Below are 23,387 nucleotides of genomic sequence, written 5' to 3'. Positions count from 1 at the left end.
GCACAAAGTCGCCCGTCGAATTTCCAGGTCTGTCCAGAACTCAAGCTAAGCAATCTCTTCAAACAAACGCGACGCCCCCACACCCTATCCCTCTCCCCCGAGGACGGTGGAGAGGGGACATGATATTGCCGCCACCCATCCAATTCCGTTTCTCCTCCGTGACCCCGAAGGCGGGCCGAACTTGTTCGGCCCGCTTTTGTTTCTTGGTACGATAGTCGAATTAATCACCCCTGGTCCGCTGCAGACACCGCCGTGACTGACTCATCTGAATTGAAGATACCTGCCTGGCTTCAGGCCATTGTGCTAATCATGATGGTCGCGTGCGTGCCGCCCATCGCATTGATCCTCCATGCAATCTTGTGGCACCTTTTTGACTTTCCCCTATTTCCTTTTGCTCTCTTGATTGGATATCTCTTCCTGATTAGCGTTCAGTTTGAAGCAACCTTCTTCAAGTCGCCCCGGGCAACAAAGCGTGCAATTTATTTACTGGGAGCCGCAGCCATAATGCACGCATACCTCTTCTTGGCCGCAATAACTTTTCCTGGATCCATGCAAAGATTTCGCGTAGTTGAACAAGTTCTCTTCTACACTTCGCTCGTCTACCTGCCTGCGACCGCAATATTGTTCATAGTCATGATAAAGATGAACTACGTTTGGTTTGACCGACTTTGGAATGCTTACGGAGAGGAAGGTCCACGCGAGATTCCACCCGTGATGACCTTAAGAAACTTGCTGGGTGCGATCGCCTACCTTGCCATGGTGCTGGGATTCATGACCGCGATTGCCCGCTTTGTCTAATCGTACAGACGGAACAACCGCTTCAGGGCATCCAGCAGCCCACCTTGGGCGCCGCTTTCGATGTCATCGCGAAGCGATTCCAGCGGTGGGTGTAGCAGCTTGTTCACCAGGCGATCGAAGGAGCGTTCGATCTCTTTTTGCAGCTTCGGATCGAGATCGTCCATCTTGTTCATCAGCCGCTTCAGTTCGTCCTGCTTCAGTTCGTCGGCGGCTTGCTTCAGGCGTTTGATCGTCGGGCCGGTCGCGCGGTGGTGCAGGTCGGCCATGAACTTGGCCGTTTCTTTTTCAACGATCTTCTCGGCCTTTGGCCATTCCAGCTCGCGGGCCTTGCGGTTCTTCTCGCACGCTTTCTGCAGGTCGTCGATCGAGAATAGGTAGACCCCTACGCAGTCGCCGATCTTCGAGTCGAAGTCGCGGGGGATAGCCAGATCGAGGACGAACAGCGTCTTCTGATAGCGCTTCGATTCGACTTCCTGGAATTGCTCGTACGTAATGATCGGCTCGCTGGCTCCGGTCGTGCTGATGACGACGTCGGCCCGCACCAGCTGCCGCGTGAGTTCCGTCCAGGGGAACGCATCGGCGTTGAACGCTTCGGCCAGCTTCTGCCCCCGTTCGAGGTTGCGATTCACAACCGTAAAGTCGCGCACGCCCATGTCACGCAGGTAATTGAGAGTCTCTTCGCCCATCTCACCGGCACCGATGATCAGGACCTTCTTATCGTCGAAGCGGTCGAAGATGCTCGAGGCGAACTCACCCACGGCCACGCTGGGAATGCTGACCCGCTTCTGGTGGATATTCGTTTCGTTGTGGACGCGTTTGGCGACGTGGATGGCCGCTTGAAACACGCTGTGCGTGAGCGTTCCGGCGCAGTCGGCATCGGTCGCCATCTCGTAGGCCTGTTTGACCTGCGAGAGGATCTGGGCCTCGCCCACAACCATGCTGTCTAAACTGGCCGCGACCGTGAACAAGTGCCGCACGACATCTTCGCCGGTGCGTTCCAGGACGTTGTCGAAGATGTCTTCCGACTTCAGTTGATGAAACTGAGCCAGGAAGTCGACCATGTCGTGGTGACTGGGGAACTTGGTCGGATCGATCGCCGCGGTGTAAAACTCGGTTCGGTTACAGGTCGAGAGGATCACCGACTCGGTATCGGGGTAGTGCTCTCGCAGCAGAAGCATGGCTTGCTTGGCCTGCTCTGGCGTGAAGGCCAGCTGCTCGCGGACTTCGACCTTCGCGTTGTGGTGGCTACAGCCGATCATGTGGAGCTTCATCGCGTGAGGCTCCTTGGCGGGTCGGCTGGCAATTCGAGCAGGCTGGTGCTCTCGCTCGTGCCTGGGCTTTCCGGGTTTCGGGCATGCTGCGACGGGCCGAACAGGATCAACGCCAATACGATCATCAGGAATAAGAAGTTCGCCATTGTCAGGTAGGCGACCTTTTGACCACGCCGGGCCGGGCGATAGACCACTTCAAAGATCGTCGCCGCGACGAGCCACAAAAACAGGATCGCCGAGCTCCAGATCACGGGATCGGTCCAAGGGAAGCTGTTATGGCTGATCTTCAACAGGATGCCAGCGAACATCCCACCGGCCAATAGACACGTCGAAATGACCAAGGCTCGTCGATTGGTCGTTTCCAGCCATTCGAGACTCGGGAGCTTGAAGCCTTCGCTGGTCAGCATCTTGTGCTTCAGCCGGTAAGACTGAATGAGGTACATGATCCCGGTCACGAATCCCAGCATCACCACGACCGTTCCGGCCAATAGCGCGGTTCCGTGAATTACCCCCCAGGTTTCTGCCGAGGTGGCGGCGCCAAAGGGTGCGACCTGGTCCATCAAGTAAGCGACGCCGATCAGCAGCAAGACCATCGGCAGCAGAAATAATCCGAGCGAGGTCCCTGGCTGGGCGAACGCGGCGATCACAAACAGCGACATCAATACCCAGGCCGCCATCAAGCACCATTGGTGCCACGAAGAAATCGGCCCCGATTGGATGAGACCTTGTTGCTCGCCAATCAGATAGAGCGTGTGGGTGATGATCCCCACGACGGCAAACCCGAGCGAGACGACAGCCCGGGATCGTGCTCGAACCCAGATTCGCGCAACCTCAAGCCCGAGCGTAATCGCGTAGCAAGATGCAAAACAAAGCAGGGTTATCCCAGACAGCATGACCGTTCTAAATGGACCTTCGTGGGGGGGAAGGGGTTGGGCTTCTCGTAATGGGGATCGGCCAGGCTCACCGCCAGCTTCACTCGATCGAGCATCTTCCGGCGGCTTCCTGCGAAGGTGGGTAAAGTCGACTCACTTATTCTAGATATGAGGACCCCAAAAGGGTAACTCCCCTGAGCGTGGTACACGGCGACGGAAAGCCAAAAAACGGCGTTTGTGCGGTTTCCCACGCGATAAAGCGGCCCTCGTATCCCTTATGTCCGCATCTACACCGCTTTCATGAGGGGGCGAAACATCTTATAGTGATCGTTTACGTTCTGGCTTCGGGGATCTACCGTGCACCCCAGAACCAAGGCCGTAGTCCAGACAATCTCGCTCCCCACGCTCACTCGCCGACGGATTCTTTCGCACTCGGCCATCCCTACTGAAGCGTGGGCTAATCGTTTTCGACCGCAGGATATTGAATGAAAACGCTGATTAAGAACGCCACCGTAGTGCTGCCTGATGGCCCGCAAAAGACGTCCGTCTTGATCGATGGAGCTCAAATTGCCGATATCGATCCGGCCGAATCGGTGAAAGTGGACGAGACCGTCTATGCGTACGGCATGACGCTGATCCCTGGCGTAATCGACGCCCACGTGCACATGCGCGACCCCGGCCTGACCGCCAAGGAAGACCTTCGCAGTGGTAGCCGAGCCTGTGCGAAGGGGGGAATCACCACCTTCCTGGAAATGCCGAACACCAACCCGGCCACCATCTCGCAGAAGCTTCTGGAAGAGAAGCTCACCCTGGCAGCCAACAAAAGCATCGTGAACTACGGGTTCTTCCTGGGTGCCACGCTGCAGAACATGGAAGAACTGAAAAAGGGCACCCGCACGCCTGGTATCAAGATCTACATGGGCAGTAGCACCGGCGATATGGCCCTGACCGATCCCGGCCTGCTGGAAGCGATCTTCGCGGAAACCAAGCTGCCGATCGCCGTGCATGCCGAAGACGAAGCGATCATCGAAAAGATGAAGCAGGAATTGGCCGGCACGCGAAACGTGGTCGACCACTCCAAGATTCGCAACGTCGAGGCCGAAGTCTCGTCGGTGAAGCGTGCCTGTGAGCTGGCTCGCGAATACAAGCACCGCCTGCACATCTGCCACGTGAGTGCCGGAGCCTCGGTCGATGTCTTCGAAGATCACGCCGACGTGATCACCGCCGAAGTCACCCCGCATCACTTGTTCCTCAACGTGGACGACTACATGAACCTGGGCCCGCTGGCCCAGATGAATCCTTCGCTCAAGACGAAGGAAGACAACGAAGCGTTGTTCCAGGCCCTGCTGGACGACAAGATCCAGATCGTCGCGACCGATCACGCCCCGCACACGTGGGAAGAGAAGTGCGGCCGCTACCCTGACACCCCAAGCGGTGTGCCTGGCGTCGACACGGCCCTGCCGCTGATGCTGGACATGGTAGCCAAGGACAAGTGCACCATCGAGGACGTTGTCCACTGGATGTGCGAAGGCCCGGCATTGGTTTGGGACATCCTGGAAAAGGGACGCATCGAAGTCGGCTACGACGCCGACCTGGTGCTGATCGACATGAACAAGACCCAGGTCATCCACGGCCCAAGCATGGAAACCAAGTGCCGCTGGACACCTTTCGAGGGCCGCGAAGTCACCGGTTGGCCCATGCGAACCTGGGTCTGCGGCAAGGAAGTCTACCGCGACGGCAAGTTCGACGAGTCGCGCATGGGCGTCGAAGCCATGTTCGACCACGATCGCGGCGGGTACTGGGAAGGGGTCGACGAGTAATCGTCCCTCTTCCAATCGTGCCAGCCCCGCAAGGGCAACATCCCAAAGCCAGAGGTACTCGCCCCTGGCTTTTTTCGTTGGCGCATGCGTCACCCGCACACCCAAGCAGACTTCGGCGTGGCACCCGATCTTTATCTCTCTAGTCCCCTCGCCACCGTCTTCGGGGGAGAGGGTTAGGGTGAGGGGGCAGTTCGCAGAAATGAATCCCATGCGCGGCCGAGGTTTTCGATCGATACGGAACTCTCGTCTGGCGATGCAAGTAAACGTTGCACAAGAAACCCCTCACCCTGGCTCTCTCCCTGCGCGGGAGAGGGGACAAGAGGTTTATGGTGGGCCGCGTTTGTTCGGTATGTCTTGGCAAGACGCGGGTGCCACGCCCAAGTCCGCTTGGGCGTGTTTTTGCGTCTCACCAATGCCGGGGACCGTCGGTTCTTGGCGTATGACCTCTTTCACACGCCCAGGAAGACTTGGGCGTGACACCTGGGCTGTTGATTGCTTCTTCAGCAGCTTCTTGAGCCGCGTGATTTCGCTCCCTTGCCGGTCGAGGACCTTCAGGTGAAACGAAACCCACGTCAGTGCTCGATCTAATTCTTTGGCAGATGGAACCCGCAGCCCGTCGATGATCGTGTTGGTGAATGCGTCCCGTTTGGGTTGCCTCGGACGCTTCGGCCTGGCAGGCCGGGCCCCCTGTAAAGTCGATCGCGGCGCAGGCTCTTCGATGAGAACCGGTTGCGGCTGCGGCTCATGGTGAGTCGATACCTTCGAAACAGGCTCAGCGTGGGCAGGCGGTTCCTCAGCAGATGGTTCCCCAACACAGACCTCCTGCGGCATTGGATCGACCGCGTTTACCAACTGCCCGACGACATCTGCCGGTATTTCTACCAACGTCCCGCACGAGGAGCACACATAGGTTTTGCCAGCGCGCACGACAACCTCGGGCATTCTTACGCCGCGCTGTTCAGGTTGTTCGTGGGATGATGACATAGTGATGCTCGAAAAAAGAAAGTTGCTCGTGATTGAGTAGAGTAGGGCCCGCGGGTCGCGCAGCGGGTACCAGGCTTCCGACCCGCGCTCGCGCGGGGCCCTACGATTCGGAGGCCAGTGACACCCAGGAATCGAAGTGATCCGCAGGGTGTACGTGCAATTTAGACGGCTAGCGCTTCAGAAAGATAGTGCGCCTGGAAAATTTTTTTGGGGGAGACCCGACGTGGCACTAGAGACGTATCGTTTCGATTAATCTATCCGACGCCAAGGGGTCAGCTCTTGGGGTGTTCGCCAGCGGATTCCGTATTCCAGAATAAGTCGCTGCTGTACTTCGTGCCATATACGATGACATATGCCACGCTTCGACTGGCCTTCAGCTATCGAAGCAGACACAGACGCTTCGACATCACGAAGGACGCATTGAATCAGGGGACCAGTGACCGGATCTGATTCAATAGGATCATGAATCATGCCCCCGTCAGCATTTTCTGCCATCGCGACATAGGTTTCAGGGTCGAATTCGGTAAGTTGCTCCAAACACTCCCGAGCAACAGGTGGCGATAGCCCAGTTGCTTTTCGAAACCGCATCACCAGATTCGCGTCGACGGCCATCGCACTTACAGATACATCCCCAGAAAACCTTCATCCGATTCGCTTTCTTCTTTGATCTTGGCGATTCGTTCTTCGGTTTTCTTCAGGTCGCCTGCTTGGATGTAGTGGTCGAACTCGACCGCCACGCTGCGCTGGACCGTTTCCTGGAACCAATGCACGATCGGTTCGGATAGCCACGTGCAGGTTTCTTTGACCAGTTCCACTTCCAGGTCGCTGCCGCGGGTTTCCATATCGTCGGCATCGGTGATGACGGTGCCGTGGAACTTGAACTGGATCATCCCGTCAACCGGGTGATTCAGCAGATGGTAGGTGCACTTGGCGTTGTGCAGATAGTACGTGTTGTGCGAACCATGCTTTTCCATGGCCGCTTTCACACGCAGGCAATGCTCCTGAAACTTCGGCGAAGCATCCATCGGAATATCAAGCCGATCGATCGAACGCAGCGGAAGACAGTCGAATTGAATTTCTACCCAACGATCCATGGGCGCTCCTTTGGAGCTCAGGTTTGAAGTTTTCAGATTTCCGTTTTCAGTGAAGATATCAGCTTCTAAGTCAAACGACAAAGGCACCCAAAGAGACGGTTCGCATCGAACGCGTCTCTTGCTGAAAACTGAACACTTCGCACTGAAAACTCGCGAAGCGGCTTATTCTACCACAGAAGTCACTTCTGTCGCAGCGGCGGGTTCTGGAGCTTCGAGTCTCCAGCTACCCACAAACCAGCCTGGCGTGACGGCCAGGGACGAGATGCGGAGCGTGCCCGCCTTTTCCCATTCGCCTTCGAGCTTGATGCCTTCGCCGACGATTTCCGGCTTGAAGACGGCTTCAAACTTCTTTCGCAGGAAGGTCTTGGCGGTCAGATCGAGCGGACCCAAGCGTTCCTGGGTGGGGAAATCGACCACGACGTCGCCGGTGCGGGTCAGCAGCGTACCGCTTTCCCCCTTTTCGATCTTGTAGTCGGCACTGATCGCGATGGTGCGGTTCACTTCGTTATCGCCACGGGTGAACTGCCGACCGCGGATGCCGATCTTGACGGTGTCGTTGTCGAAGACGACCTGAATCGGGCTCTTGTAGTCAAATGTGATCGACCAAGGATCGGTATCAGGCGTGATCTGCAGCTCTTCAGGAACCTCTGCATCGCGTTCCGTTAAGATCTCGACCAGGCGTTCGTCGGTCAGCTTCACGCCGGCCAGGAACGTTTCGCCATAGTTGTTGACGATCGATTCGTGAAGTTTCAGTGTCAGGTCAGCTGCTTCGTCTTCGGAAGCCGGAGCAGGACCAGGGGCGGCCAACTGCGATTGGCTGGCTTGCATGACTTCGAGATTCAGATGCTCGGTCGTCGTCGAAACATTGACTTCGTCCGGAAATTCATCACGACCAATGAGGGGTCGGTAAAGCTTTTCCTGCAGCCGGGTATTGGCGTCGGCGACAAGGTCTTTCGTTTCGTCGTCGAAGCGATTTTGAATGCGGAATTCGGTTCGGTCGGAAGCAATGGCTTCGGCCTGCGATTTCTGCTGATAGGCACGCTTGGTGGCGATCTTCTGCACCAAACGCAGCTTGGCGCAAATGGCGTTGAAGGTCGTCGAGGTGTCGGCATGGGCGACCGCAGGATTGGGCGTCAGGCCGTCCTTATCGACGGTCAGCAGTTTGCTGGCCCCGATGGTGCTATGTCCGGTCGAGTAGATCGTGGCCGGGCCGTTCACACCGACATTGTCGGAGGTCACGGTGCCGGTCAGCGAAAGCTCGATTAGCCCCTTGTCCTTGCTGGGAACCAGGTTCACGTCGACATCACCAACCATATGAGCCGTTCCGTGGACGTCCGTTCCGAGGATGATCTCGTGGACGGGATTCACTTGATCGACAGGACGGCTGATGCCACCGGCGATCAAATCTCGGGAAACCGAAGCGTAGAGGTTGGGTTGATCCAATTTATTTCGGATCGTTTTAAGCGCGGCAGGAACCTGTTCGCCTTGCTCAAGCCAGCCGAGAATGGCACCAATTGCCCGGGCATCGTCCCCGGTGGCCATGTCGGTGTAGCGTTTTACCGCGTCAGCCAGCGTTTTTAGCTGCATATCGAACTGCTGCTTGTACTGATCAACCTGCACGAAGTAGGCCAGATTAATGTACGTCCGCAGTGCCTGTCGGGCAGACACAACCTGCTTCTTGTCAAGGCCCGCATACGAACCCTTGTACTTCAGGTAGATTTCTTCCAAGGTTCGCATGTCGGGGTTTTCGGCCGACAGTTGAGCCTGCAAGTCGTCCCATCGCAGATAGTCTTTCCAAGCTTGTTCGTTTTCGGACGAACCATTGGACAGCAAGCTCTGCAATGAATTGAGTTTGGCTTGAAGCGTCGATTTTGCAGCGGCAACATCGTCTGGCGTGACTGGCTTAAAGCCGGCCTTCGCGTCTTCGATGGTTTGTGTCAGATCACCAGCTGGTGCTGGCTCTTGAGCCAGGACATTGCCTGTGAAGAGAAGAAATCCTGAAGCCAGGATCACAAAACTGTGCGCCGCCGTACGCCGTAGATTCCAAATCATGATGTTCCTCATCCGTGGGGGAAGGGGCTGAATACGGTTTGTGAGGTTTAGGCAGCCCACAAGATATACCGATTAGGTGATCTCGTGAAGCTTTCATCGCCAGCATTCCTTGGAAAAGCCGCCTAATACACAAACTATTCCTTGACCACATCCTTTTTCTATACTTCGTACTCAACCCACTTTAACGTCAGGGCAAAGATCCCAGGAAATTCCATCTCTCTACTGCCCAGGACGGTACTAGTAGATTGACTGCTACAACTCTCCCACTTACCTTTACGTAAACAACTTGACCGGTATATCCAGCTTTTCCTGCCTAAATGCTGGATCCTTTACCATCGATAAGTCTCCCTTTAACCTCCCCCGATCTCCATGAACATGTCGCTTCGCTCATTTTGCCTGCTGTCTTGTCTTCTGCTTGTAGGAAGTTGGACAAGCATCGCAACAGCGGAAACCTCAGAGTCTCCTTGGCACCACGATTACTCGAGTGCCGTCAAAGCTGCCACGGCAGAAAAGAAAATGTTGTTCATCGTCTTCAATGACGATTCCAACGCAGCAACACGCTTCGAGTCCGAAGTCCTCACCAATCGCCGCGTCCAAGAGTTATTGGATAACTACGTCGTCGCGAAGCTTTCCGTTGATGCCAACGTGAAAGTAGACGGCAAGCCGACTCGCATTCTGAATCATGGCGCGTTCAGCTACATGTACGGCAACGCTGGGATTGCGATCGTCGATTACACCAACAACGATCCTTCGCAGTACGGCCAGGTCGTCAGCCAATTCAATTTCCGTTCGACGCAGGGTCGTTCGGTGCAAGAGATGGAAGTCATCCTGACGCTGCCGCCGGGCTCGCTGACGCAGCGGACGCTGATCTACGCGGTGCGGATGCATCCCGAGAAGCCTCGCAGCACCAAGGGCATCTTCCGTCGTCTGCTGGCACTGGAAACGTTCCGCCACAGCCGCAACCAGGCCAACATGCAGTTGCAAGGGCATCACCAGTGGGAATCGCGTTTCCAGCAGATCAAGGCTCAGCTTCCCGGTGGATTGGTTCCGACCGAAGTCTGTGCCGAAAGCTGGCCAGGTCAACAACTGGAAGACGCCGCCGTCGAATGTGTTCGTAGCTGGCGTCATTCGTCGGGACATTGGTCGGCCGTCAGCGATAACAATGTCTATTACGGCTACGACATGAAGCGCGGCCGCAACGGCATCTGGTACGCCACCGGCATCTTTGCCCGTAACCGCTAGGGCATTGGGCCGCTCGGCCCTGCAATCTGAATAACCACGACGACCCGTGCAGTTCGCGTAACCGCACGGGTCGCGTTGTTTTTTCTCAACATCGCATGATGAAAAAAAGCCGCATGTTGCCTAACCGCGTGCTAAGTTTTCACGGCTTGTCATTCTGGGCAAGCTACGTCGGGAACTCCACGTCCGAGTTTTGGAAACAGTCATGCGTTGGTCAACTAGCACGAAGCGAATGTTGCTCCTTACGACGCTCTGCCTTGCGATCGTCAGCTCAGGGTGCGCGCCGCTTCGCGTCCCTCGCATCGATCCTACCGGACAGCGGATCTTCGCCCGCGACACCACTCCAGTCGACTGCAACCTCGGCTGCTTCAATCAGCAGCCAGCCTTCCAGCAGCCGGCTCCCCTTTCCCCCTGCCCTGCCTCAGGCGTCACGCCGCTGACTCCCCTTCCTGCTCCGCCCAAGGGCGTTGTCGATACCGAAGCCTTGCAGCTTTCCCCATCGCGTGTGGTGGCTCCGGTCGGCACCGAGGTCGTCCTGGTGGCCGGCCTGAACCGTAAGAAGCACTTGCACGAAGCCGGCCGACCGGTCAACTGGATCCTTTCGCGTGAAAGCGTCGGCTATATCACCGAAGTGGGCAGGGATTCCAATATGTTCGACCTGGTCTCCAGTCGAGACTACGGCGTGCAAGGCCCTGACTTTGCTACCAGCAGCACTCTGCTTTGCAATAAAACGATCGATCGCGGCACAGAACTTCCCGGTGACGATGTTCGCGTATTGAAAGGCCAAACCTGGATGTCGATCAGTTCCGCCGCTCCCGGTGTGAGCCGTGTCACGGCATTGGCCCCAACTTTCGAGAACTGGCCTGCTCGCCAGCAAACGGCAACCATCTATTGGGTCGATGCCCAGTGGCAGTTCCCTGCCCCGGTGGTTGTCCCAGCAGGTGACAAGGCCGTTCTAACGACCACCGTGCTGCGACAAACCAATCGCCAGCCGGTCGAAGGTTGGAAGGTCCAATACGAAGTCCTCGACGGTCCTGCCTCGGCGTTCCTGGTCAATGGACGACCTGCCGAACAAGGGGCTCCGATCGAAACGCGTAGCGATGCCAACGGTTTCGCCACGGTCGAATTGGCACCGCTCTCCAATCAGGCCGGAACGGCCCAGGTTCGTGTCACGATCATCCAACCTAACTTGGATCCCGAGAGTAACGCCGAGAACCTCATGCTCGGCTCAGGCGTGACGACGGTGACCTGGAGTGCTCCGCAATTGGCGGTCGACATGACCGGTCCTCAGGTTGCCGAATTCAACGCTCAAGCGGTTTACAATATCAACGTCCAGAACGGCGGCGATGTCGCAGCCCGTAACACGCTGGTCAGCGTCATCCTTCCGCCTGGCCTGTCTTACGAATCGAGTGTTCCTGCGGCCCAGCAAATGGGTAACCGCCTGGAATGGTCGATCGGTGACTTGGAGGCCCGCGGCTTCCGTCAGATCTCGCTCACGACCCGGGTTCAGCAGTCCGGCACGATCGAGAACTGCGTAGTTGCCACCGCCGAGCCAGGACTGCGAAGCGAAGACTGCACGAGCACGCAGATCTCGGTCGACGCCATCCACTTGGAAATGACCGGCCCGGAAGCCGTCACGGTCGGCGACCCGGTCGTGTACGAAGTGACGATCCAAAACACGGGCGATCGACCGCTGACGAACTTGAAGCTGGAAGATGTCTTCGACGATGGCTTGCTCTATCCGAATCAGCAGAGCCCGATCTTTAACGATCTGGGAACGCTGGGCATCGGTCAGGCCAAGAAGATTCGCTTGAACTTCCAAACCCAGACCCCAGGACGCTTCTGTCACCGCCTGACGGTCTCGGCCGACGGGGTGCAAGGGAAGTCATCCACGGCCTGCGTCTCGGTCAATCCACCACCACCGGAACCAACCTTCACGCTGGAACTGCGAGCCCCGGCCAGCCGCGAAGTGGGTCAGCCGATCCTGTTCCGTGCGGTGCTTACCAATACGGGTGCCACGCCACTGACCAATGTCGTAGTCGAAGAGCTGATCGATCCCGAGTTCCAAATCACGGGACGAACCGATCCGGCCCGCGACGAACAGAACAAGGTCATCTGGACGTTCCCACGCATCCTGCCCAATCAACAAGCGATCCTGGAAGTGCAGTGCCAGGCCAATCGTCCAGTCGGTCAGGCCTGCAATCGGATCTCGGCCCGCACGGATGAAGGGCTCACGCAGAACGCCCAGACGTGTACGTCGGTCACACCATCGAGCCAGCCGGCAGCCGAGCCTCCACCGGCCGTCGGACAGAATGGGGGCGGCGGTGCTGCCCAGCCGGTAACTGGCCAGTTGGAAGTAACCCTCACCGAACTGCAAGACGGCATCCCAGCCGGACAGAATGTTCGCTACTACCTGACCGTCAAGAATTCCCGCAACGTCGACGACGAGAACGTGCAGATCATGCTGCGGCTAGGCGAGGGCATGCGATTTTTGAAACTGAGTGGCCCTGTGAATCCGCAAGTATCGCAGTCGCCCGATGGACTGACCGTGGGTGTGCAGCCGCTTCGCTTCCTGCGAGCCGGAGAGGCCGTCAGTTTCCAAGTCGATATCCAGACCGCCACCCCAGGCAAGAAGATCGTCAAGGCTGAAGTTCGCAGCCAACAATCGCCGCAGGGAGTTTCGGTCCAGGAAGATACGACCGTATACTAGTGCAATGCCTCGCTTTGCCATCCTTCATCACATCACGCCGGTCGATGCCGAGAAGCCTGATCATTATGACCTGCTTCTCGAAGATGGCGATGTCTTGAAGACCTTCACGCTCGAGAGCTTTCCAAGCGTGGATACCTCGGCAAAAGCGGTCGCCGACTTTGATCATCGGATGATCTACCTCGACTACGAAGGCCCCATCTCCGGCAACCGCGGAGAAGTGACCCAGGCCGACTCAGGCACGTTCAGTTGGATCACGCGGCAAGCGGACCAGATCACGGTTCAGTTGCAAGGCAAGCGGCTTGTAGGGCAACTCACCCTAAAGATTCAGGATTCGTCTGCTGACTCTTGAACCTCAGAAGCAGCAGGCAGGGCTTGTTCCGTCGCTGCGTCTTCCTCTTTGAGTTCCTGCTCGGTCTTGATCGTTTCGCCGGAAAGTAAGATCTCGCCATCTTTGAACTCAAGGGCATCAATCCGGATCTCGCCGTCGATCTCTTTGCCGGTGCTTGGGATCGTGACCAACGCTACCGGGTCTCCATCGCGCTGCTGCCAGCGGATCGGGATATCGGCTTTGCCGGCATAGGTATCGATCTCTGAAAGCAGCTGACCAATCGGGATCGGTAGTGCCCCGGCGGTTACGTTATGAAGCTGAATCCCGACGACGTTGGGTTCCCCTTCCACGAGATAGCAATCGAGTGAGACGGCCAGTACCGAGTGGAGCGATTGCCCGTTGTATTTGCACCCGACCAGAAGCGTCTTCCCTTTGACCGCAATGCGAGGGTCTTCGATATGCTCGGGCAGAAGCTCCGGGAACTTCTCTTTCAAATCAGCGGCCAGCCAGCTGTTGATCTGTTTGTCGGTCAGACGCAGCGACCATGGCCGGGGTTTTTTGACCTGGTTGGAAAAGGCAAAGACCTGCTCTTCCAGGACTTCGCCATCCTCATGTGCGGTGGTTGGCTCGACGTAGAGGGCTTCGGTGTAGAAGTCTGGCACGTGCTGAGTAGCGTTGTACACCGATCCGGCCACGGCCGCGATCAGCACGGCCGCACCAACAAACAACACCAAAAACGTTTTCTTCCGCGCCACGATCGACCTAGCTGTCAGGGAGAATGCCCCACCCCAAAATGCGAACCGCCTGCCGGAATAGTAGGAACTTGGCAGGCGGTCGTCAATTTGAATCGGGGGATAGCTAGCAAACCGCTAGGACTAGTTGGCGAATCGCAGCAGGGCATACTTCTTCTTGCCGCTGCGAAGCACCATGACCGTTTCACTGGCCAAGTCCTCGGTTCCCAGGGTTTTCTCGACCTCTTCCACACGGCGGTTATTCACGTAAGCCCCGCCCTGCGAAATAGTTCGGCGTGCGTCCCCCTTGCTCTTGCAGAGGCCTGATTCGACCAACGCATCGACAATGTTCAACCCACCGTCGGCGGTCAATCGGTCACGGCTTAGCTCCTGGCTGGTAACATCCGCGAAGATTTCGGTCAGTTGCTTGTCGCTCAGATTGTCGATCTCACCCCCGAAAAAAATCTCGGTGGCACGCTGCGCACTCGCAACCCCTTCGGCCCCATGGACCAATTCGGTCAGCGCCTCGGCCAATCGCTTCTGGCTCTGTCGCTTGTGCGGCTCCTCTTCACGAGCTTTATCGAGTGCTTCAATCTCTTCTCGATCCAACTCGGTCAAGAAGCGTAGGCACTTACCGGCATCTTCATCGGCGACGTTGACCCAGTATTGGTAGAACGCGTAGGGGCTCGTACGGTCTGGCGAAAGCCAAATGGCACCCGACTCGGTTTTACCCATCTTGGTTCCGTCGCTCTTGGTCAGCAGCGGACAGGTCATGCCGAAAAGCTGAGCCGATCGCATACGACGCCCCAGGTCTATCCCAGCGGTGATATTGCCCCACTGATCGCTTCCACCGATCTGCAGCGTACAGCCATGCTTGTCGAACAGGTGCACGAAGTCGTACGCCTGAAGCAGCATGTAGCTGAATTCGGTGTAGCTGAGGCCAGCGTCATCGCGTTCCAAGCGGCCTTTCACCGAGTCCTTCGCCATCATCACGTTGACCGGGAAGTTCTTCCCGATGTCGCGGAGGAAGTCGAGGTAGCTGAAGCTCTGCATCCAGTCGAAGTTGTTCACCAGCACGGCGCCGCTGCCGGCTTCGTCGAAGTCGAGGAATTGCCCCATTTGGACTTTGATCGCCTCGACGTTGGCGCGCAGTTGTTCAACCGACAGCAGATTACGTTCGGCGCTCTTACCGCTCGGGTCGCCGATCATCCCGGTCGCACCACCGACCAAGGCAATCGGTTTGTGCCCTGCCGCTTGAAAACGACGTAGCAGCATCAGCGGCAGCATGTGCCCAACGTGCAGACTCTCGGCGGTTGGGTCAAAACCGGCGTAGACGGTCCGCGGCTGCTCATTCAGCCAGGTACCGAACGAGTCGTCCCCGGTTGTTTGATTAATGAGACCACGCCACGAGAGTTCTGCGAAAATATCGTTCATCTGACCAGGATCGCCACCGTTAAGGGTTTTGTTGCCAATTTCAAACCGGCATTCTAAGAAAAATCGCCCCATTGAACTACGGGACGACACCGAAACCGCTTGTCAGGTTCAACTTCCGTCGGCCAACAGCCGTTCAGCCACGGCCAGATCGTCCTTGGTCGTGATCTTCAGATTCTTCATCGCGCCGCGAACGACTGAGACGGGGTGCCCCAGACGTTCGACCAGGCTGGCATCGTCGGTGGCAGGCTCGTTGCGGAACTTGTCATACGCCTCGAGAATCAAGGGGCGTCGAAAGACCTGGGGGGTTTGCGCTTCCCAAACTCCTTCGCGGGGAACCGTTTCGACGATCTTGCCTTCGATCGAGACTCGCTTGAGCGTGCCAGGTACCGGCAGAGCGAGAATCGCGGCACCACTTCCGGCGGCCGAGTTGAACACGGCATCGATCATCGCATCGTCGATCCCAGGCCGGGCCGCATCGTGAATGGCGATGAACTCGCTTCTGGAGTCTAACGCGTCGATACCGTTGGCAATCGAATCGGTTCGGGTTTCTCCTCCCAGAACGATTTGAATTCCCAACTCGTTACAGACATCGGAGAACTGCTCACGAAAGTACGACTCATCATCCTGCGAGATGACAATCACGACGCCGCTCACATCCGGGCGAGCGGCGAATCGCTTCGCGCTATGCAGCCAGACCGGCTGTCCCAACAGCGGAACGTATACCTTTTTCAGTTCGCCGCCGCCGAAACGCGTACTACGGCCGGCGGCAGGCAGGATGACACTGAATTTGATCACCGATGCGGTCCTTCCAGACAATCAAGTAACAAAGCGTTACTTATCATACCGCATCATGATTTCGTCTGGGGGAACGTCAACGCCGGGGAAGTTTCCTTCGGCGATCATACCCCCCACTTCCGAAACGCGACGGAAGTAGCGATCGCTTGGCCGCGTGAGCAGAATCTTCCGCTTCAAGTCGCGGCAGGCGATATCGGCCGCGGCGCGAACCGTTTCGTTCTCTTGCTTCGCCGCGTACAGCGCCGTGCACAGAATGGTCATCAGGTCCTGCACATTTGCCGACAAATACGACATACGGCACTGACGGTCGGCCAGCTTCAGTTGGTGCTTTCGCATGGTGCCTGAGATATGCAGCGGCATGTCTTGCAGACGGTCGGCAGCGAACTGAGCGTGGGCCTTCAGGTCTTCTGGCATCTGCGGGAACTTCGGACGCGGCTTGCCGCCCATGTACTCCTTCATCATCCAGCTGGCGTACGGAGCCAATGCCCCCTTGAGCGCCCAGGCATGGGCCGGGTTGAAGGGATTGGGCTTCTTGATGCCGGCTTCGTGCAGAGCCTTGCCGATCGGCTCGAAGAACTGCGTACCGTGCTTCTTGACTAGCGATTTGAAGAACGCCATCCCGAGCATCTCCCCTTCCCCTTCATAGATGCAAGGAGCCAGGTACTCGTGGACGTTGTCGCCGAACATGTGCCCATGCAGGAACGACCGTCCACCGTGCGTCTTCATGAACAGTTCGATCGCCGCTTCCTTTTGCGACTCGCTACCGAAGATCTTGGCGATGATGCATTCCATCTCGCCCCGGTAACCGGCATCGATCAGCGTGCTACACCAGGCTACCAGTGCATCGGAGGCCACGATCATCCCGGCCAGCTTACCCAAGCGGCGCTGCACCAGTTCCCGCTTGGCGATCGGCTCGCCGTACGTTTCGCGGAAGTGAACCCAAGGGATCATGCTGGCCATCATCAGGCGCATCGTACCGGCCGCATTGGCGCACAGGCTGATACGACCAAGGTTGAGCCCATGATAGGCGATGGTCAGACCATTCCCCTTGCCAGGCACCAAGAGGTTCTCTTTCGGGACGCGGAAGTCCTTGAAGATGATGCCCTGGTTGTAGGTGTGCTTGAGGGCCCAGATACCATACTTCCGAAGTTGAAAGTTATCGTTCTCTTCGGGAGGCAAATCGACCACCAACACCGCCGGCACGTCGTCGATGAGACACACCACGCCGATCGTTCGGCCAGGCACCACGTTGGTGATGAAGAGCTTCTCGCCGTTGAGCACGTAACTGTCGCCATCAAGCTTGGCGTGTGTGCGCAGCGCGGTCAGGTCGGAACCAGCACACGGTTCGGTCAGTGCGAACGCCGAGAGCTTCTCGCCGCTGGCCAGCTTGGGGAGATACCGCTGCTTCTGTTCTTCGCTACCAAACGTACTGACAGGATCGACCGCCCCAATACAGCCGTGCACCGAAGCCAGGCCTGCGAGGGTCGGATCGACCATGGCCATTTCGGTCAGAAAGGGTGCAAACGCGCGAAAGGGCGTACCGCTACCGCCGTATTTCTTGTCGACGAGCAAACCCCAGTAGCCTGCATCGCCTAGCGACTGAAGGACTTCGTCGCGGATCTTCCCTTTGTCGTCGGTAATGGCCTTGCTCTTACGGAAGCCGCGCACGACCTCCAGGCTGTCGTCCATCACCTTGCGAATCTCAGGCGGCGTCGCAACCGGATCGGCTTCAAACAGTTCGACCGGAATACCTCGATCCCACACCGCGCGATGGGCCGGGCTGTTGGCCGTTTGATACTGCGGCTGGAAGAGCTTCTCGACCTGATCGTCGGCCGAATCGATCGCCCCGGTACGACGTGCTTCATCCTCGCTCTTACCGCCGAGCTTCAGCGCGGTTTCGGCGAACGAAGTCTCTTGCTGCTCTTCCGGCTTCGTTTCCGGCGGCTGTGGATTGGTCGTGTCACTGCTCATCGTTGCTGCTCCTGCCGAGGTTCGAGTGTACGCATAACGAGGGACTCACCCCCGTTAGCAATGCTTCCTGGCTACCTAACTCTACCTTATTTTCGCTCAACTGGCTCCCCGCGGGCCAACTGAATTGACCATAACCTATTGCAAATCAAGCAATTACAACAACCACAACCTCCACCAAGGTCTCGACACTTCCTGGGGCTTGTACATTTGCTCGATCGTATCCTGGTAATTTTTCACGATGGCATCCCGGCGCAAACTGAGCTTAGCGGTCATTTCACCGGTCGCGGGCGTGAAGCCTTGCCCCAGGATCGTGAACGGTCCGACCTGTTCGTAGTCGGCGCGATTGGCCAGATGACAGTCGAGGATGTCGCGATACCATCCTCGGACGGTCGGATGCTGCAACGCTTGTCGCTTGGAGAACACCCACAGCCGGGCCTCTTTGATGCGCTTACGCAGCTGATCCGGATCCGGCACGACCAGGGCCGACAGGCACTTGCGACCTTCGCCACATACGATCACCTGGGCGACCAAAGGATCACTGCTGATGGCCAGTTCCAAGGCTGTCGGAATGACTTTCCGACCTGTCGAAAGGACGAGCATTTCTTTCTGCCGACCGGTGATCCACAAAAAGTCTTCCTCGTCGATCATGCCAAGGTCGCCAGTGCGTAGCCAGTCGCCATCCATCACTTGCTGTGTGGCCTGGTCGTCCTGGTAGTATCCCCTCATCACGTGCGGACCGCGGGTTTCCAGTTCGCCTTGCTCGGAGATACGAACTTCAACGCCTTCCAGCTTCTTGCCGACACTCCCGGCGCGGTGGGCCGCTTCGGTCGACACCGAGATCACCGGTGAGGCCTCGGTCATGCCGTACCCTTCCAAAAGCGAAAGGCCCTGTTTCTCGAAGGCTTCGATCACCCAGCGGGCCAAAGGCGCACCGCCACTGGCACACATGCGGACCTCGCCCCCCAGTGCGGTTTGCAGTGTACCGGGAGCATCGAGCTTACCTTTCGCTTTCAGGCCTTCGACCACCTTCTGATAGAAGTAGGGCACGCCGTTAATCAGCGTAGGCTTGATCGCCTGGCAGTCGGCGAGAATGGTCTCGCGCGCATGGGCCAGCGCCAACTGCGATCCACGGGCAATCCAGGTATAGACATCGCACGTTCGGGCATACAAGTGGCTAAACGGCAGAAAGCTCAACCGTTTGTCGGCCGGCTTCTCTTCATAGGCGTGCACGACCGCCATGGCGTCGAAGGCCAAATTGCGATGCGTCAGCATCACTCCCTTGGGCGGACCTGTCGTGCCGCTGGTATAGACGAGCGAGCAGATCTCATCCGGATTGATCCGCTGCAAACGGTCCTCCAAATCAGCCAACGCTCGATCGACCGTCGTCGGAAAAGCTCCCGTAAGTTCAGACATCAAAAGTGCGTCGGAAGATCCGTCTGGATCGTAGCCAATGGTGATGACCGAATCGGAGACATCCTTGGCGATCCATCCGTCCTTGAGCGTTGACTCGACCACAATGATGGCAGGATCGCAGTGATCCAGGATCTGACGAATCTGACTGGGAGACGCGTGCGTGCTGATCGGCACATGCCAGGCACCAAGAAGCAGCAGAGCCAAGTCGAGCGTGATCCACTCGCGGCGATTCTCGCTGAGCTGAACGACACGCGTGCCGTGGGTAACGCCCTGTTGCTCAAGCGCCGCCACCGTACTGGCGACCTCGAGCAGAAGTTGCTCCCAGGTGGTGGCCTGGTACTGGGAATCCGCGGATCGCGTCCACAGGGCAGGCGACTTCAGATCGGCGCGGACTCGCTCTAGAAAGATAGCCGCGATTGAATCGGTTCGCTGGATCTCTCCCCCCGTATCCATCCGAGATCTCCGTGCCGGCGTTAGTCGATCCGCTCGAAGATGGTCGCGATTCCCTGGCCGACACCGATACACATCGTCGCCAGGCCGAAGCGAGCACCACGATCGTGCATCGCGTGCAGCAGCGTTGTACTGATGCGTGCTCCCGAGCATCCCAGTGGATGCCCGATCGCGATCGCCCCGCCGTTGACGTTAACCTTCTCAGCGTCCAACTCGAGCCCGCGAAGGCATGCCAACGATTGAGCCGCGAACGCTTCATTCAGTTCGATGAGGTCGATCTGATCGAGCGTCATTCCGGCCCGCTTCAGGACTTTGTGTGTGGCAGGAATGGGGCCGGTTCCCATCACCGACGGCTCAACGCCAGCGACAGCAGTGGCAACCACCTTGGCCATTGGCTTCAGCCCTAACCGCTTGGCAGCCGCGTCCGACATCATGAGCATCGCACACGCGCCATCGTTGATCGGCGAAGCGTTCCCAGCGGTGACCGTACCTCCATCCGGCATGAAAGCGGGACGCAGGGCCGACAGGGCTTCCATGCTGGTGTCGTCGCGAATGCACTGATCGCTGGTGAGCAGTTGGCGTTTACCATCTTCAGTACGGCCGTGCGTGGGGATGATCTCTTGGCTGAACTTGCCAGCTTCGGTCGCAGCGATCGCTTTTTGATGGCTGGCCAAGGCAAACTCGTCCTGATCCTTGCGTGAGATCCCCTGCGTCTGAGCGAGAAACTCCGCGGTAATGCCCATGTGCAAAGCCGCTTCGGACGTGTGATGGTAAAGCTTGGGATTTACGTCGATCGCATGATCCATCGGAACGTGCGTCATGTGTTCCAGGCCACCCACGATCTGCACGTCTTCGCCGCCTGCGATGATGCTGTGCGCGGCTTGATTGAGTGCTTGCAGGCTACTGCCACAAAGCCGGTTGATGGTCGCCCCAGCCGCCGTCACCGGCAAGACGGAGGTCAGCCCAATGATTCGAGCGACGTTCAGGCCTTGTTCCAGCGTTTGCTGGGTGCAGCCAAACAGGACATCTTCGATCTCGTGGGGATCGATCCCGGTTCGCTCGACCAGGGCCTGGACGCAGTGCACGGCCAGGTCGTCGCTGCGGACGTCCCGATAGTAGCCACGCTCGGGGTGAGCTCGACCGATCGGAGTTCGCAAACAGTCAATGATTACCGCCTGATTCATGATGATGCTTTCTCTCACTTCCTCGTGCGTTTAGTCCGAGGTCCGGTCATAAAACTTGCTGTCCTGCTTGGCCATCTCCAGAAGCATATCGGTGGGCGCGAAACGATTGCCCAGTTCCTGAAGCGGCTCGAGCCACTCGACCAATGTCTTGGCCCCGACGGTATCGGCCCAGAACAGCAGGCCTCCCTTGAACGGTGGAAAACCAATGCCGAAGATCAATCCGAGATCGACATCACGCGGGTCGCGGACGATGCCTTCATCCAAGGCCCGGGTCGCTTCGAGCAGCATCGGCAGAATCAAGCGATGCTGGATCTCCTCGTCGGTGATCTCTCGCTCAGGTGCGTCGACATACCGGGCAATCAATTCCAAGGCCATCGGATCTGGCTCAGGACGGCCCTTCTTCTTTTCGTGGTTATAGAACCCGTACCCCTTCTTCGTACCGAGCCGCTCATTCTTGATCAGTGCCGGCAGAATGGGTGAAACGAGCGTCCGCTCGGGGAACGCATCATACATGGTTCGCCCGGCGTAGAAAGACGTATCGATCCCCACCATGTCGTACAGTGCGATCGGCCCCATCGGCATGCCGAACTTCACCGCAACCTTGTCGATCCGTTTCATGTCGACGCCATCTTGCAGCAACTGCGTCGCTTCGTTCATGTACGGGAAGAGCAACCGGTTGACCAGGAAGCCAGGTCCGTCGTTGACGACAATCGGGAACTTCCCCAGCCCCTTGGCGTAGGCAACGGCCGTCGCAGCCGTTTCGTCGGAGGTCTTCTCGCCACGGATCACTTCGACAAGCTTCATCTTGCGGACCGGATTGAAGAAATGAATCCCCACAAAGCGTTCGGGATGCTTCAGGTTCTCGGCCAGCTTGGTGATCGGCAGCGTCGAGGTATTGCTCGCCAGGATCGTCTCGGCAGGTAGCTTTTCTTCCAGGCCGGCGAAGATCTTGCGTTTGAGTTCCAGGTTCTCAACGACCGCTTCGATGATGATGTCGGAATCGATCAGCTGGTCGCCGCTGGTCGTGCTGTGCAACTTGCCGGAGTAGCGAATCGCTCTCTCGACGCTCTTGCTGCGAGTTTCCTTATCGAACGATACTTCATCCAACACCAGGCTGGCACCACGCTCGAGTGCTTCAGGGTTGGCGTCATTCAGCGTGACGGCCAGGCCTCGTTTGAGATTCGCCGCCGCGATGCCACTTCCCATGATGCCGGCCCCGATGACACTGGCCGATTGAAGCTTGCGTGGCTTGGGGCCATCCCCCTGGACGCCGCTATCCTTCTTGTTGCGATCGGTCAGCAGGAAGACATTGATCAATGCCGCATTCACTGGTGTTCCGAACAGCTTGGCCATGCCTTGGGCTTCGGCTTCCAGGGCCGATGGGGCATCGACCATGGCTCCGCCAAGCAGTGTTTCCAAAGCCGCGAGTGGGGCCGGATATTGCCCCTTGGTCTGCTGCTGAATGTAGGCCGAAGCGGTCGCACCGAGAAACCCAAGCTCGGTTTCGTTGATCGAGATCGGCTTGACGCGTTCAGCGCGGTCTTTCAGATACTGACCGGTTTCCTGCTCTTCGCGAATCATCCGAATCGCGGCGGCAACCATCTGATCGGCCGGTACCATGTCGTCGGCCAGTCCCAGTTCCAAGGCCTTCGCTGGCGAGACACTTTCGCCGGAGGTAATCATTTTGACGGCATTGCCCAAGCCAATCAGACGCGACAAGCGAACCGTACCACCCCATCCGGGATAGATGCCAAGCTTCACCTCAGGCAGGCCGATTTCGGTTTTCTCGTGAGTCGAGACAATCCGGCGATCACAACCCAACGCGAGTTCCGTTCCACCGCCGACGCAGGTTCCATTGATCGCCGCGATAGTCACCCACTTGTAGGCATGCAGTCGACCGAACAGATCCTGTCCCCAGCGGGACATCTCATAGGTTCGTGTTTCGTCGACTTCCATCGACGCCGCGAATTCGTTGATATCGGCACCGGCGATGAAGATGCTGGGCTTCGCCGAATCGATAATGAGACCGACGATGTCGTCGCGGTCGGCGAGCGTGTCGAGATGCCCGTTGAGTTCTTCCATGACAGGACGACTCAGAATGTTCGCCCCCTTGTCAGGCAGGTCGAACGTCAGGCAGGCAATGTCCTGTTCGGGGAAGCTAAGCTTGATGCTGCAGTTAGGGGCCATGTCTGGTTCCGTTTCGTCCCGGGCCAAACAAGAACGGCTCGCTTGACCACGTAA

At 57.7% G+C, this 23,387-nt stretch carries 17 protein-coding genes; 5 read left to right on the top strand and 12 right to left on the bottom strand.

Annotation, left to right across the window (positions count from 1 at the left end; genetic code table 11):
* The first annotated feature begins 252 nt into the window (after positions 1-252).
* Positions 253-798 (top strand): hypothetical protein, encoded by a 546-nt coding sequence (locus tag PSR63_RS17415; RefSeq protein WP_274326953.1) that lies wholly within the window; start codon positions 253-255, stop codon positions 796-798.
* Here PSR63_RS17415 and hemA read toward each other — a convergent pair.
* Both hemA and ccsA read right to left on the bottom strand, forming a co-directional pair.
* Positions 795-2,069: a glutamyl-tRNA reductase gene (gene hemA, locus PSR63_RS17410; RefSeq protein ID WP_274326952.1), complete on the bottom strand. Its 1,275-nt coding sequence runs from the start codon at positions 2,067-2,069 to the stop codon at positions 795-797. The two genes, PSR63_RS17415 and hemA, sit on opposite strands and share 4 nt — an antisense overlap.
* Positions 2,066-2,962 (bottom strand): cytochrome c biogenesis protein CcsA, encoded by an 897-nt coding sequence (gene ccsA, locus PSR63_RS17405; RefSeq protein ID WP_274326951.1) that lies wholly within the window; start codon positions 2,960-2,962, stop codon positions 2,066-2,068. The genes hemA and ccsA overlap by 4 nt, the downstream gene beginning before the upstream one ends.
* 464 nt (positions 2,963-3,426) lie before the next feature.
* Between ccsA and PSR63_RS17400 the strand changes: the two genes are divergently transcribed.
* Positions 3,427-4,761: a dihydroorotase gene (locus PSR63_RS17400; protein ID WP_274326950.1), complete on the top strand. Its 1,335-nt coding sequence runs from the start codon at positions 3,427-3,429 to the stop codon at positions 4,759-4,761.
* A gap of 324 nt (positions 4,762-5,085) precedes the next feature.
* Here the strand turns inward: PSR63_RS17400 and PSR63_RS17395 are convergent, their stop codons facing one another.
* From PSR63_RS17395 to PSR63_RS17385, 3 genes are all read right to left on the bottom strand, one after another.
* Positions 5,086-5,745 carry a hypothetical protein gene (locus tag PSR63_RS17395; RefSeq protein WP_274326949.1) on the bottom strand — a complete coding sequence of 220 codons (660 nt, stop codon included), beginning with the start codon at positions 5,743-5,745 and terminating at the stop codon, positions 5,086-5,088.
* Positions 5,746-6,362: 617 nt separating this feature from the next.
* Positions 6,363-6,839, bottom strand: a complete 477-nt coding sequence (locus PSR63_RS17390) for a hypothetical protein (RefSeq protein WP_274326948.1) — start codon at positions 6,837-6,839, stop codon at positions 6,363-6,365.
* Positions 6,840-7,001: 162 nt separating this feature from the next.
* Entirely contained in the window at positions 7,002-8,891 is a 1,890-nt protein-coding gene (locus PSR63_RS17385; protein WP_274326947.1) for a hypothetical protein, read from the bottom strand.
* A gap of 516 nt (positions 8,892-9,407) precedes the next feature.
* Between PSR63_RS17385 and PSR63_RS17380 the strand changes: the two genes are divergently transcribed.
* The 3 genes from PSR63_RS17380 to PSR63_RS17370 all read left to right on the top strand — a co-directional run bounded on the left by PSR63_RS17380 (position 9,408) and on the right by PSR63_RS17370 (position 13,189).
* Entirely contained in the window at positions 9,408-10,133 is a 726-nt protein-coding gene (locus tag PSR63_RS17380) for a hypothetical protein (RefSeq protein ID WP_274326946.1), read from the top strand.
* A 202-nt stretch (positions 10,134-10,335) separates the two neighbouring features.
* Positions 10,336-12,840: a hypothetical protein gene (locus PSR63_RS17375; RefSeq protein ID WP_274326945.1), complete on the top strand. Its 2,505-nt coding sequence runs from the start codon at positions 10,336-10,338 to the stop codon at positions 12,838-12,840.
* Between the two features lie 4 nt (positions 12,841-12,844).
* Positions 12,845-13,189 carry a DNA polymerase ligase N-terminal domain-containing protein gene (locus tag PSR63_RS17370; protein ID WP_274326944.1) on the top strand — a complete coding sequence of 115 codons (345 nt, stop codon included), beginning with the start codon at positions 12,845-12,847 and terminating at the stop codon, positions 13,187-13,189.
* Here PSR63_RS17370 and PSR63_RS17365 read toward each other — a convergent pair.
* The 7 genes from PSR63_RS17365 to PSR63_RS17335 all read right to left on the bottom strand — a co-directional run bounded on the left by PSR63_RS17365 (position 13,165) and on the right by PSR63_RS17335 (position 23,333).
* The gene (locus PSR63_RS17365; RefSeq protein WP_274326943.1) at positions 13,165-13,899 is read right to left on the bottom strand and encodes a hypothetical protein; all 735 of its coding nucleotides are present in this window, start codon (positions 13,897-13,899) and stop codon (positions 13,165-13,167) included. The two genes, PSR63_RS17370 and PSR63_RS17365, sit on opposite strands and share 25 nt — an antisense overlap.
* Before the next feature lie 144 nt (positions 13,900-14,043).
* Positions 14,044-15,333: a tyrosine--tRNA ligase gene (tyrS, locus tag PSR63_RS17360; RefSeq protein WP_274326942.1), complete on the bottom strand. Its 1,290-nt coding sequence runs from the start codon at positions 15,331-15,333 to the stop codon at positions 14,044-14,046.
* A 108-nt stretch (positions 15,334-15,441) separates the two neighbouring features.
* Positions 15,442-16,128 (bottom strand): 2-C-methyl-D-erythritol 4-phosphate cytidylyltransferase, encoded by a 687-nt coding sequence (gene ispD / locus PSR63_RS17355; RefSeq protein WP_274326941.1) that lies wholly within the window; start codon positions 16,126-16,128, stop codon positions 15,442-15,444.
* A gap of 36 nt (positions 16,129-16,164) precedes the next feature.
* Positions 16,165-18,099 carry an acyl-CoA dehydrogenase family protein gene (locus PSR63_RS17350; protein ID WP_274326940.1) on the bottom strand — a complete coding sequence of 645 codons (1,935 nt, stop codon included), beginning with the start codon at positions 18,097-18,099 and terminating at the stop codon, positions 16,165-16,167.
* A gap of 153 nt (positions 18,100-18,252) precedes the next feature.
* On the bottom strand, positions 18,253-19,965 hold the full coding sequence (locus PSR63_RS17345) for an AMP-dependent synthetase/ligase (protein WP_274326938.1): 1,713 nt from the start codon (positions 19,963-19,965) through the stop codon (positions 18,253-18,255).
* 20 nt (positions 19,966-19,985) lie between these two features.
* Entirely contained in the window at positions 19,986-21,146 is a 1,161-nt protein-coding gene (fadA, locus tag PSR63_RS17340) for an acetyl-CoA C-acyltransferase FadA (RefSeq protein WP_274326937.1), read from the bottom strand.
* A gap of 30 nt (positions 21,147-21,176) precedes the next feature.
* Entirely contained in the window at positions 21,177-23,333 is a 2,157-nt protein-coding gene (locus PSR63_RS17335; RefSeq protein WP_274326936.1) for a 3-hydroxyacyl-CoA dehydrogenase NAD-binding domain-containing protein, read from the bottom strand.
* Positions 23,334-23,387 lie beyond the last annotated feature (54 nt).

Source organism: Bremerella sp. P1 (assembly GCF_028748185.1).
Taxonomy (GTDB): Bacteria; Planctomycetota; Planctomycetia; order Pirellulales; family Pirellulaceae; genus Bremerella.
The sequence above is the reverse complement of the archived record's forward strand: the minus strand, read 5'-3'. Positions and strand labels throughout refer to the sequence as shown.